This is a genomic window from Lentzea kentuckyensis (genome assembly GCF_002150765.1).
Classification (GTDB): domain Bacteria; phylum Actinomycetota; class Actinomycetes; order Mycobacteriales; family Pseudonocardiaceae; genus Lentzea; species Lentzea kentuckyensis.
This window is the reverse complement of record NZ_MUYM01000050.1, coordinates 64,462-76,912: the sequence shown is the minus strand read 5'-3', so window position 1 is coordinate 76,912 and position 12,451 is coordinate 64,462. Positions and strand designations below refer to the sequence as shown.

The 12,451-nt window shown below is 67.7% G+C and carries 8 protein-coding genes; 2 read left to right on the top strand and 6 right to left on the bottom strand.

What is annotated here, in order from left to right; genetic code table 11:
• The first annotated feature begins 62 nt into the window (after window positions 1-62).
• Window positions 63-968: an aminoglycoside phosphotransferase gene (locus B0F77_RS23265; protein ID WP_211293957.1), complete on the top strand. Its 906-nt coding sequence runs from the start codon at window positions 63-65 to the stop codon at window positions 966-968.
• Here B0F77_RS23265 and B0F77_RS23260 read toward each other — a convergent pair.
• The 4 genes from B0F77_RS23260 to B0F77_RS23245 form a co-directional block, all read right to left on the bottom strand.
• A complete protein-coding gene (locus tag B0F77_RS23260; protein ID WP_425435706.1) occupies window positions 965-3,100 on the bottom strand; it encodes a discoidin domain-containing protein in 2,136 nt (711 codons plus the stop codon). The genes B0F77_RS23265 and B0F77_RS23260 overlap by 4 nt on opposite strands.
• 163 nt (window positions 3,101-3,263) lie before the next feature.
• Window positions 3,264-5,429, bottom strand: coding sequence for a hypothetical protein (locus tag B0F77_RS48045; RefSeq protein ID WP_086665078.1), 2,166 nt, complete (start codon window positions 5,427-5,429; stop codon window positions 3,264-3,266).
• A 111-nt stretch (window positions 5,430-5,540) separates the two neighbouring features.
• Window positions 5,541-6,401 carry a patatin-like phospholipase family protein gene (locus B0F77_RS23250; RefSeq protein WP_245848571.1) on the bottom strand — a complete coding sequence of 287 codons (861 nt, stop codon included), beginning with the start codon at window positions 6,399-6,401 and terminating at the stop codon, window positions 5,541-5,543.
• A gap of 11 nt (window positions 6,402-6,412) precedes the next feature.
• Complete coding sequence (locus tag B0F77_RS23245) at window positions 6,413-7,504, bottom strand: alkaline phosphatase family protein (RefSeq protein ID WP_245848570.1); 1,092 nt, start codon at window positions 7,502-7,504, stop codon at window positions 6,413-6,415.
• A gap of 48 nt (window positions 7,505-7,552) precedes the next feature.
• Between B0F77_RS23245 and B0F77_RS23240 the strand changes: the two genes are divergently transcribed.
• Entirely contained in the window at window positions 7,553-9,874 is a 2,322-nt protein-coding gene (locus tag B0F77_RS23240; protein ID WP_086665077.1) for a Tex family protein, read from the top strand.
• Window positions 9,875-9,933: 59 nt separating this feature from the next.
• Here the strand turns inward: B0F77_RS23240 and B0F77_RS23235 are convergent, their stop codons facing one another.
• The gene (locus tag B0F77_RS23235; RefSeq protein WP_086665076.1) at window positions 9,934-10,911 is read right to left on the bottom strand and encodes a hypothetical protein; all 978 of its coding nucleotides are present in this window, start codon (window positions 10,909-10,911) and stop codon (window positions 9,934-9,936) included.
• A gap of 100 nt (window positions 10,912-11,011) precedes the next feature.
• Complete coding sequence (locus tag B0F77_RS23230; protein ID WP_086665075.1) at window positions 11,012-12,250, bottom strand: ABC transporter substrate-binding protein; 1,239 nt, start codon at window positions 12,248-12,250, stop codon at window positions 11,012-11,014.
• Between the last annotated feature and the right edge of the window lie 201 nt (window positions 12,251-12,451).

Below are 12,451 nucleotides of genomic sequence, written 5' to 3'. Positions count from 1 at the left end.
TGTCCGCTCGCCCCGCCGGTGTTGGCACCAGTTTCACGTGCCGCTCTCTAACGTTCCGGAGCGTGGCACATCTGGGGGTGGCCGACCTGACGGACATCGCGCACGCGGCATACGGCCGTGAACTGCGCGAAGTGGCACGTCTGCGCGGCGGCAGCAAGAAGGGCGTCTACCGGCTGATGCTGGACGACGGAACCACGGGCATCGCCTACGTGTGGCGCGCGTCCGAGGATTACTGGCCGGAGCACGAGTACGACCCGTTGTTCGGCAACGCGAGCGGACGCGACCTGTTCCTCACGGCGCACACGACGCTGTCCGAGGCGGGGGCGTGCGTCCCGCGTCTGGTGCTGGTCGACCGCGACGTGATCGTGGTCGAGGACCTCGGCGGCGACTTCCTGGAGAAGCAGCTCGACGGCGGTACCGAGGTGCTCGAACGGCTGTGGGACGACGTGCAGGCCATGCACCAGCGCCTCAGCCCGCGCTACGGCCGCCCGAACTCCCTCCAGCCCGCCGACGCCCCACCGGTGCCGGACGTAGTGCTGCGGCGGGCGCTCGGACATCTCGACGCGTGCTGCGAGCGAGTCCCGCGCATCGCCGCCGAACGGTCACGGCTGGAAACCCAGCTGCGCCAACGGCATGCGCTGATCGAGCCGCGCACGACCTACGGCCTGATCCACGGCGAGCTGGGCCCTGACCACGTGCTCGTCGCCGACGGCAGGCCGGTGCTGATCGACATCGAGGGCGTGATGTTCTTCGACGTCGAGTGGGAGCACGTGTTCCTGGAACTGCGGTTCGGCCCGCACTACCGCCCGGTCGCGGGCCTCGACCCGGCGCGGCTGTCGCTGTACCGGCTGGCGCAGTACCTGTCCCTGGTGGAGGGTCCGCTTCGGTTGCTGGACGGCGATTTCCCGCACCGCGACGCGATGCGGGAAATCGCCGATCACAACATCGAGCGCGCCCTGTCCTGTTAGATCTCCAGGTAGTCGAGGTTGGGCCCACCGTTCGCGGTCGTCGCGACCGCCCGGACCGTGTTCTCGCCGGCGTCGAGGTCCAGCGTCACGGTCACCGACTGCCAGGTCGTCCACGCGCCGGTGCCCGCGAACGCCTGTTCGTCCACCGCGAGCCGGCCGTTGACCGAGATGTCCAGCGGCCGGTTCGCCGTCGTGCCGTTGGCGAACCGCAGCGTGACCTGCCGCGGTCCGGCGACGTCACTGGTGACCTTGAACTCGACCGCGGACCCCGCGACGTTGTCGTAGTTGACGAACCCGGTGCCGGAGAACCCGGCGTGGTTCGACTCCACGACCCCTTGCGACACAACAGCGTTCTCGGCCTCGTACCGCGACTCGGGCGTGGGCTCGCCACCGCCCGCACCGGGATGGGCCGACCCGAGCCACGCCTCGTCGATCCGCAGCTGCGCCTTGCCCTGCGTGGACGTCTTCTCCACCCGGATGTGGCGCGCGGTCGTGTTCGCCGGCAGGTCGATGAACTGCACACCGCGGTGGTTCGCCAGCGATCCGGACTTCACGTTCGTCCAACTGGAACCGTCGTTCGACGTGTAGACGTTGTAGTTCTTGATCCGCGCGGAACCTGACGCCGGATACGTCGTCGAATCCTCACGCTGGTTCAGCGCGACGTACGAGACCTTCTTCGCCGACCCCAGGTCGAAGCGCAGCGACACGGTGCCCGCACCCGTTGCGTCCCAATAGGTCTGGTAGTTGCCGTCCGCCGCGTGCGAAGCGGGGTGCCCGGAACCCGAAGCGGACGCGCTCATCGTGTAACTCGACGGCGCGATGATCCCCTCGCGCCCGGCGGTCTCGACCTTGAACACGGTGTCGTACTGGTCCCAGTTCGAGATGCCGCTCAGCGTGATCGTGCCACCGGCCTGCGCCCAGTTCACCGCCGCGCCCGTGCGCAGGTTCGTGACCTTGCTGACCTTGTACCCGTTGTCCCGCACCTTCAACGTGCTGCCGGACGGCTTGGTGAGCACGTGGACGTAGTTGTTCTGAGGGTTGCTCTTGGACACGGTCGTGACGCCGTGCGCGCCGTCGTTCCAGAACCCCGGCTTGAGCCCGCCGTTGAGGTACCCGCCGCCGGACGTGCCGCCGATCGACTCCCAGATGTCGGCGAGGTAGGTGCTGGTGAAGTTGTTGAAGGAGGCCTGGTTCGACGGGAACTTGCCGTTGACCATCGCCGTCTCCGCCATCAACGCCTTGACGTCGCTGCCGACGTTGGTGATCAACCGCCCCAGCGTCAGCTTGTAGTCGACGGTGGAGTTGGTGCCGGAGTACCACCACGCTCCGCCGCTCGGCAGCTTGAAGCACGCCTCGATCAACCGCGGCGCCGCCGTGTAGACCGCCTGCGGGTAGTCGTAGTTCGGCGTCATGCCGGTCTTCTGCTCGTTGCTGATCGTGTCCATGATCGCCGTGTCCTCGTTGTTGTTGCTGAGGACCATGTCCGGACGATCCTTCCGGATCCGCTCGTACAGACCGTTCTGCTCCCAGTAGGCGTTGTCGTTGTCGATCCAGAACCCGGCGAGCTTCGGGTACCGCTGCATGACCTCGACGAAGTTGTCGTAGCTGAACTGCCCGAACCCAGGCCGCTCCTGCAGGTTGACCGTCTTGCCCTTGTACTTCGAGTACCCGGCCGAGTCGAGCCACTCGTGCCCGCCCTCGTCGTGCCACTGCGGGTCGTCGGTCATGTAGTTGATGACCTTCAACCCTTCCGCCGAGGCGGCGTCGACCAGCTCGCCGAGGAAGTCCCGCTTGGTCGAACAACTTCCCGGAATCGCCGACGGCCACGCCCGCGCGTACCCGAGCCTGCTGTGGAACGACGCCAGCACGAGGTACTGCGCGTGCAGCTTCTTCGCCTCGTCGACCCAGTACTTCGCGCTCCAGCCACCACCCGTGACAGCGGCTTCCCAAGCGCTGCAACTGGTGTAGCCCGGATTCGTCCGCATCCCCCAGTGCAGGAACAACCCGGACGTGGACGCCCGCAACCAGTCCTGCCGCGGATGCAGCACCTCGGCGCGCGCCGGAGTGCTCACGCCTGCAACGAGTAGAGCGGCGGTCATCAACACGCCGAGACGACGCAACCTTTTGCGCACGAGCCAGCCTCCTGGTGGACGCCTCCTGCGGCGGAAGGAAGACGTGCTCGGTGTTACCGCGCAAAGGTCTACGCCAATCGACGGCCGCGCTCAAGAGGTCATCGGAGGTATGAGCGAATTACATGCCCTGCAGAATCGATAAAGGCTCCAAATGAGCCGATGTCTAACGCTCGTCCCGCTTGAAGAGCCGGCCGACACCGGTCACGAGGCAGATCGCCAGAACCCATCCGACGACGGTGAAGGCCAGCGACAGCCACTTGGTGGTGCCCAACGGTATCCACAGATCGCTGTGATGCAGGCTCACCACCGGCAGAAGAAGGTCGAACGTGTACAGCCACGAGTGGAACCACCCGGCTTCGATGCCACTCCTCACCGGGACGAACCTGCCGACCCGGTTGAACAGCAGCCCTCCGAGGACGAGCAGCCCGCCGAGCCACCAGAGCATGAGGAAGGGCCGGTACCCGTATCCGACGGTGGGCTTCAGGATCAACCAGACGTTGCTGTACACCGTGCCGCGAACGCCCTTCCACTCACGGCGGCGCCTGTCCTCCTTGGCCACCAGCACCTTCACCGCCTGATCATGACGACCCGCTCGTTCGTATGTGGCGGCGAGCTGCAGGTAGACCTGCGGGACGTAAGGACGGTCCTTCAACCAGTTGAGGCGCTTCTCCAGATCCATCGGCTTGTCGCGCAGGGCGCCGTAGACGAAGTGGTCGAGTTGCGTCCCGTCCGACCAGTCGGGTTCGCGGTCGTCGAGAGACCCGGTGGTCACGTCCCGCAGGTCCAGCGGGCCGTCCGGCTGCTCGGCGAAGTTCAGCCGCAACGTCCCGCGGATCTGGCTGCCCTTGAGCTTCAACGCCGGATCGCCCGCGAGCGCCGCGCCGTCGAACGTGACCTCGGTACCGATCCTGGCGTCGCACATCCGCACGCCACCGCTCACGCGCGCCTGATCGAACTTCACGGCGTGCCCGACCCGGATCCGGTCACACCGCAGCGCCTCGACCCGGCTCTCGAACCACCCTTCCCGGAAGTCGACCTTGCCGTCGACCGACGCGCCCGCCAGATCGACCCTGCCGTTCGCGGTGAACATGCGGCGCAGCGCCACGTTCCGGTCCACCCTGATGCCACGGGCGACCAACGCGTCCCGTTCCTTGTTCTCGAACCACCCGCCGGTGCAGTTGAGCGTGCCGCCCACGTGCGCGTCGCTGAGCACGACCTGGCCCAGCGCGTGGAACCGCTCGGAGTCGCGCACACCAAGGCTGAGATCGCTGTGCACCTTCAGTCCCAGCGCCTCGATCGCGGTGTCGAACCTGTTCTGGAAATGACCGCCCTGCGCCCGAAGCGCACCGCCGATCTTCGCGTTCGACAGGCTGAGCTTGCCGTGCACGAGAGTTCCCGCCCGCATCACCAGGTTCATCGCGGTCGACGCCAGCGTGAGGTCGATCGCCCTGCCGCCGGCGTTGCGGAACTGACCACCGGTGAAGTCGAGCCAGCCGCCGATCTTGCATCCGACCAGGCTCAGCTCACCCTCCACAGTGCACCCGCGGGAGAACTCGGCCTCCTGCCTCACGGTCATGTTCGGCCCTTGCAGGGCCATGCCGCGGAGGTTGAAGAAGCGGGCACCGTGGCAGATCAGCCGTCCGGCGATCTCGGCACCGCTCAGGTCGACCTCACCCTCGACGGAGAAACCGTGCCGCCAGAAGACGTGTTCCCGCACGACGAGACCGCTCAGCTCCAATGCCTTCTCGGTCCCGGGATTGCGGAAGACCGCTCCGTCGCAGATGAACTCACCGCCGATGTGTGCGCCGATCATCCGCATCGGCCCGGTGACCCGGAACTTCCCGGTGCAGTAGACGTCCTGCTCCACCCGCAGCCCGTCGGCCTCCAGCGCGCCGTCGGCCGAGCCGACGATCACGCAGTCCTCCATGTCCAGCTGCCCCGCGACGTGCGCGCCGGTGAGCTGCACGCACCCGTTCACGTGGCAGTTGTGCAAAGCCAGGCCGTCGTGCAAGCGGACCTGCGAGGCACGCAGTCCGGGTAACCGGCAGTCGGTGAAGTAGAGGCCCGCCATCGTCGCCTGCTCGACGTTCGGTGCGTGGTCGAACGCGCATCCCTCGAACTCCACCGGGAAGCCGACCTCGCCCGCCTCCAGATCGAGCTCCCCCGTCACCACCACGTCGCACAGGATCAGCACGCGCGGCCGGCAACCGTTCCCGCGCAGCAACTGCTTCGAGAGGAATCCGGCGCCGACCTTCCGTCCCGCTCCGGCGAACCTGACCCGCCCCATCTTCTCGATCGCGTTGTACAGGTCCATCTCCGCCGGCGTCATGTCGCGCGCGCTCCCCAAGGACGCGACCGCGGGTGATGGACGCGATCTGATGTGTCGGGTTAGTCCGCCTGAACCGGTCTGTTGTTAGCCGTCAGGCGAACGTTCACCCGATCAGCCGTGAGAGGGGTGGCCGTACAGCCCGGCGCCGGTGATCTCCAGCGTCGTGAGGAAAGCGTTCGAAGCCTGGTAGGAGGCCTCGACCAGTTCCGCGGTGTGCGAGAAGTCCAGCGGCGTCACGGCCTGCACCGGCGGTCCTGGCAGGTACAGCACGGGCGCGTGCTGCGAGGCGAGCTCGACCTCCAGCACCGCCTGGTTGCGCATGCCCAGGGTCGCCCAGAACAGCAACGTCTCGGCGAGCGTCTCGGGCACGGTCGGCAGGTGGCCGGGGAACGCGCAGTCCAGCACCACCAACGACCGCGCGCCCATCGCCAGCGCCTGGCGGATCGGGACGTTCGCCAGCACACCGCCGTCGTAGAGCACGTGCTCACCGATGCGCACGGGCGGGTAGATGCCGGGAATCGCCGCGCTCGCCATGATCGCCGGGACGAGCTCACCCGACGTGATGTTGACCGCCTCGCCGGTCACGCAGTCCACCGACACCGCCCCGAACGGCAGCGTCAGCTCCTCGAACGACGTGCTCCCGTCGAGCCCCTCGGCGAGCACGGCGGCCAGACCGGTGTTCGGGAACAGGTAGGTCTTGTTGGTGCGGAACGACCTCAGCTGCGCGATCGGGCCGCCGGGGAACACCCGCTGGCGCGTCATGCCCTCCCACATCACGGCGAGCCGGGACGCGGCCTTCTCCGGGTCCAGCGCCAGCAGCGAGCCGTTGACCGAGCCCACGGACGTGCCGACGACCAGGTCGGGCCGGACGCCGTGCTCCTGCAGCGCGCGCAGCATGCCGACCTGCGAGGCGCCGAGGCTTCCCCCGCCGCCGAGCACGAAACCGATGGGACCGGGCAGTTCGATCGTCACGTCGGATGATCCTAAGGCGAAACGTGGCAGAGCACCGGAATCGCCGTTTCACGTCTCGTCAGCGACCCGTGCATGCCGGTGAGGTTGCTCAGCAGGGGTTCCGCCTGGCTGCGCACGACCACCGCGTTGTCCTTCATCGCCACGACGACGTCACCGATGCGGTCGGCCGCGAGCGGGCTGACCGGACCGAACCACCCGGCGTCGGCGGCCTGTTCCCGGGAGAAGACATCCGCCCGGTTTCCGAGGAACTCCCGCCACACGTGCAGGACCTCGTCGCTCTCGGTGTGCAGGTAGCGCACCCGAGGTTCGCCCGCGATCACCCGGACTCCCTGCCACAGCTGGGGTTCGGTGTCGAAGTCGATCCGGTCGTCCACGGTGATCATGCCGTGGTCCGCGGTGACGACGAGCAGCGCGCCGGACGGCAACCGTGCCGCGATACGTGCGGCCAGCGTGTCCACGAACTCCAGCTGCAGCAACCACTCCTCGGATCCTGGCCCGTAGAAGTGCCCGATCGTGTCAAGATCGGCGTGATAGGCGTAGCAGAACGACCGGTCCTGCTGGACCGCCGCGACCGCGCCCAGCGCGAGGTCGCCGAACCCCGCCGTGCCGCGGAACCACGAGCCGCGCAGCACCGCCCGCGTGAGGCCGCTGCCGCGCTGGTTGAGCGGGGCGACCGTGCTCACCGCGACCCCGGCGGCCGCCGCGCGTTCGAACAGCGTCGGGTGCGGCTGCACGACCTCGGGCACGAGCGTCTTGCGCAGGTCGTGGTGGTGATCGCCGACGCGCGACCAGGTCAGCGAGTTGAGCACCTCGTCCTGCACCACGAACGTGTAGCCCACGATGCCGTGCCCGCCGGAGAGCAGCCCGGTGCCGATCGAGGCGATGCTGGTGGCGGTCGACGACGGGAAGCCCGCGTCGATGTCGCGGCCGGGCAGACCGGACAGGAACGGGGCGTGCTCGGCGTGGTCGCGCAGCAGTTCGTGCCCGAGCCCGTCGACGAGCAGCAGCACGACACGCCGGGCGACCGGCAGGTTCAGCGTGTTGTCCGCACCCGGTACCTCCAGGCCGGACAGCAGTGAGGGGACGACCTCGGCGATGGTCACCCGGACACCGTGCCACGTCGAATCGGACAGCGGGCAGAATGGCGCGCTGTGACAACGCTCATCCACCAGAAGATCGCTGACGAGCTCGGCGTGGCCGCGGGCCAGGTGAGCTCAGCCGTGGAACTGCTCGACGGTGGCTCGACCGTCCCGTTCGTCGCCCGCTACCGCAAGGAGGCGACCGGCGGTCTCGACGACGCGCAGCTGCGCACGCTCGAGGAGCGGCTCGGCTACCTGCGCGAACTGGAGGAGCGCCGCGCGGCGGTGCTCGAGTCGATCCGGTCGCAGGGCAAGCTCGACGAGGCACTCGAAGCGCAGATCCTCGCCGCCGAGAACAAGGCGCGGCTCGAGGACCTGTACCTGCCGTACAAGCCGAAGCGCCGCACGAAGGCCCAGATCGCGAAGGAGGCCGGTCTCGAACCGCTGGCCGACGCACTTCTGGGTGATCCTTCCCTGAATCCGCAGGAAGAAGCCGCGAAGTTCGTCGACCCCGCGAAGGAGGTCGCCGACGCGGCGGCCGCCCTGCAGGGCGCGCGGGCCATCCTGGTCGAGCGGTTCGGCGAGGACGGCGACCTCATCGGTGAGCTGCGCGAGCAGATGTGGACGCGCGGCCGCGTGGTCTCCAAGGTCCGCGAGGGCAAGGAGACCGAGGGCGCCAAGTTCGCCGACTACTTCGAGTTCGACGAGCCCTTCGGCAAGCTGCCGTCGCACCGCATCCTGGCGCTGTTCCGCGGCGAGAAGGAGGAGGTCCTCGACCTCGTCCTGGAGCCGGAGGAGCCGGTCGAGGACGGTCCCTCGTCGTTCGAGGTGCGCATCGCCTCGCGCTTCGGCATCGACGACCGCGGCCGCCCCGGCGACAAGTGGCTCACCGACACGGTGCGCTGGGCCTGGCGGACCCGGATCCTCGTGCACCTGGGCATCGACCTGCGCGGCCGCCTGCGCCAGTTCGCCGAGGACGAGGCCGTGAAGGTGTTCGCCTCGAACCTGCGCGACCTGCTGCTGGCCGCCCCGGCCGGCACCCGCGCCACGATGGGCCTCGACCCCGGCTACCGCACCGGCGTGAAGGTCGCGATCGTCGACGCCACCGGCAAGGTCGTCGCGCACGGCGTCATCCAGCCGCACGTGCCCGCGAACCGCTGGGACGAGTCGATCGCGAAGCTCGCGGTGTGGGCCAAGCAGCACAACGTCGACCTGATCGCGATCGGCAACGGCACGGCCTCGCGCGAGACCGACAAGCTGGCCGCCGACCTGATCAAGCGCCACCCGGAGCTCAAGCTCACCAAGATCGTGGTGTCCGAGGCGGGCGCGTCGGTCTACTCGGCGTCGGCGTACGCGTCCTCGGAACTGCCTGGGCTCGACGTGTCCATCCGCGGCGCGGTCTCCATCGCGCGCCGGCTGCAGGACCCGCTGGCCGAGCTGGTGAAGATCGACCCGAAGTCCATCGGCGTCGGCCAGTACCAGCACGATCTGGCCGAGGCGAAGCTGTCGCGCTCGCTCGACGCGGTGGTCGAGGACTGTGTGAACGCGGTCGGCGTGGACCTCAACACCGCGTCCGTGCCGCTGCTGACCCGCGTCTCCGGCATCACCGCCGGTCTCGCGGAGAACATCGTGCTGCACCGCGACGCGAACGGTCCGTTCAAGACGCGCACCGCGTTGAAGGACGTGGCACGGCTCGGCCCGAAGGCGTTCGAGCAGTGCGCGGGCTTCCTCAAGATCCGCGGTGGCGACGAGCCGCTCGACGCCTCCTCGGTGCACCCGGAGGCGTACCCGGTGGTGCGCAAGATGCAGTCCGCTGCCGGCGCTGAACTGATCGGCAACACCGCGGTGCTCACGAAGCTGCGGCCGGAGCAGTTCGTCGACGAGAAGTTCGGTCTGCCGACCGTCACGGACATCCTGCGCGAGTTGGAGAAGCCGGGCCGCGACCCGCGCCCGGCGTTCAAGACGGCGACCTTCGCGGACGGCGTCGAGAAGATCGCCGACCTCAAGCCCGGCATGGTGCTGGAGGGCGTCGTGACGAACGTGGCCGCGTTCGGCGCGTTCGTGGACATCGGCGTGCACCAGGACGGTCTCGTGCACATCTCCGCCCTGTCCAACAACTACGTCAAGGACCCGCGCGACGTCGTGAAGTCCGGTGACGTGGTGCGGGTGAAGGTGCTGGAGGTCGACGAGGCCCGCAAGCGGATCGGCCTGACGCTGCGCCTGACCGACGAGCCGGGCAAGCCCGCTCCGAAGCAGCAGGGCGGCGGTGGCGGTCGTGACCGCCGGCCTCAGCGCGGGGGCCAGCCCCAGCGTGGCGGCCAGAACCGCACCTCGACTCCGCCCGCGAGCGGCTCGATGGCGGACGCGCTCCGCAAGGCGGGGTTCGGCAAGTAGCTTCAGACCATGAAGGGACCCTTCATCCACCTGAGGTGGATGAAGGGTCCCTTCATCGTTCAGGCCTTGGGTCCTGCCGCTTCCGAATTCTTGATGTGTACGGGTGGCCGGGGGCGCGCCAACGCAAAGGCGTAGGCGGCGCGAAGTTCCGCGATCACTGCTTCAGGTTCTGCACGCAGGCGCGATGGCAGAGTCTGCACAACACTGATGCCCACCGCCGCGTACCTCGAGTTGCGCGCCAGCGTCTTGGCGTAGGCGTCCTTGCTGTAGTGGAACTCGTTGCTGTCGATCTCCCAGGCAAGCCCGACTTCGTCGCACCACGTGTCCGGCATGCCGACGTAGCCGCCCTCCAAGTCGACGATGACAACGTTGCGATACGGCGTCGGCAGTCCTGCCTGATGCCAGATCTCCAACGCGTCTGCTTCGGCCACCGACCGCACACCCAGATCGATCTCGTTCAGCACTCGTCTCGGCAGAGCAGTCCCTCGCTTGGTGCCTGTGTCCAGCTTGCGACGCAGTTCGGTCGGGTCAGCAAGCCGACTTTGAATGGCTTCGATCAGTAGCGCGCGAACGGGATCAAGGTCCCGTAGACGGCGCACCCCGTCCAGCACGGCGCGTACGGGAGGGGCAAGCGGTATACCGTCGCGAAAGAACACAGGCGGGAAGAACACCGTTCGTTCCACCACGGCGAACCCGGAGCTGAGCACGCGGCACTTGTGAGGTACGAGGACGTGCACGAACTGCGGATCGGGGCCAGCGCGCAGGTTGTAGAGGCGCGCCGCCTGGAGACCTGTGACGAGTGCGCCGTGTCCAGCGAGCATCAACGCAGCCTCGACCCGCTGCCGAATTGTCGGTTCTGACCGTTCAAGCAAAACGATTCCGGGTAGCAGGCGACGCCACCGGCCGCCTGGTTGGCATTGCCGGTACGTGGTCGTCTGGCCGATTCCCAGCGTCTCCAGTTCCGACGCGCGGATCACGCCGAAGCGGCTGTGCTGCCAGAGCTGACCTTCAACACCGTCCCACTTACCTCGCTCCATGAACCCATAGTGCTCAGCAGCCCTGACAATTCCGGCGCGCGTGGTGGATGAAGGGCTCCTTCCTCCACCTGAGGTGGAGGAAGGAGCCCTTCATCGAGAACTACCTGGCGCGGGTGCCCTTCGCCTTCACCAGCTCGGACTCGAACAGCTCCTCCACGGTCGTGAGACCGCCGGGTGCCGACCTGTCCACCTTGGTGACGTACGACTGCGTGGACGACGGCCGCCCGACCAGCGAGTAGTGCAGCGGGCCGGTCAGCCCCTGGGTGTCCAGGCCGTTGGTGTCGTGGAACGCCTTCAGCACGCCGTCCCGGGTGAGGTCGCCGTTCTTGCAGGCCTTCTCCACGACCGACAGGAACACCTTCGCGACGGTGTAGCCGTGGTCGACGTAGAGCGCGGGCTTGTCGTTGGGGTAGTTCTTGTTGAACGCCGCCGCGACCTCGCGCGGGCCGGCCTGGGTGCCGGTGAACGGCGCCACCGACGTCACCACGGACACCTGCTTCTCCACGGCCGCGGCGACCGGCGACTCCAGCAGCGCGGGGTCGTAGCCCACGACGTTGACCATGAACGGCACGTCCCACTTCAACGCCGCGGCGACGCCCACCGCGGCGGCGGTCTGGGCGGGAGCGGTGCTGAGCACGATGGCCTTCGCGCCCTGGGCCTTCAGCGAGGCGATCTGCTGGGAGAGGTCGGCCGTGGTCTCACTGATCGGCTGCTCGGCGATCTTCATGTTCCACTGCGTCCCGACGAACCGGCTGCCCTCGACGGCGTTGTCGCCGTAGCTGCCCTGGACGTAGACGTGGCCGACGGTGTCGCCCTCCTTGATGACACCGCGGCGCTTGTAGTGGTCGAGTCCGTTGATCACGTCGAGGTCGTAGGTCGTCCCCACGATCATCATGTGCGGGTTGCCGAGCAGGGACGCGGCCCACGACGCGGGCGCGGTCAGCGTGCGCGTCTGCATGATGTCCGGCTCGATGGCCGTGGTCATCGGCGTTCCCGCCAGCTCCAGCAGGCCCAGGACCTGCGGCTCCAGCTCGAAGTAGGCGTCGAGCGCCTTCTGCACGTCGTACGCGTGGTCCTTCTGCTTGAGCTCGACCCGCCGGCCGCAGATGCCCCCGCGGTCGTTGACCTGCTTCAGGTACAGCTCGTAGCCCTTCATGCGGGTCAGCGCGGAGGCTTTGAACGGGCCGGTCATGTCCGTGAGGATGCCGAGCGAGATCGTGTCAGCCGTAACGCCCGGTCCGGTTTTGACCTGCGCTTTCTCATCGTTCTTGGCGCCGCAGCCGGCGGCCAGCACGGCGAGCGCCAAGGCGGTGGGCAGTACACGGCGGCGGAAGGGCATGCAGCAGTCCTTGTCCAAATGATCGCGACATACTAAGCGGTAGCTCAGTATTGATTTCGTCGTCACATAATGCGTCTCTATGTGGTACGGAACACAGATACGTAAGGTTCATGCGACTACCGCTCGACTACGCAGTGTGCTAGCTCTTCGGTGCCGAACGAAATGAGATACGGCGTGATCGCCCACATTTCGGGTATACGG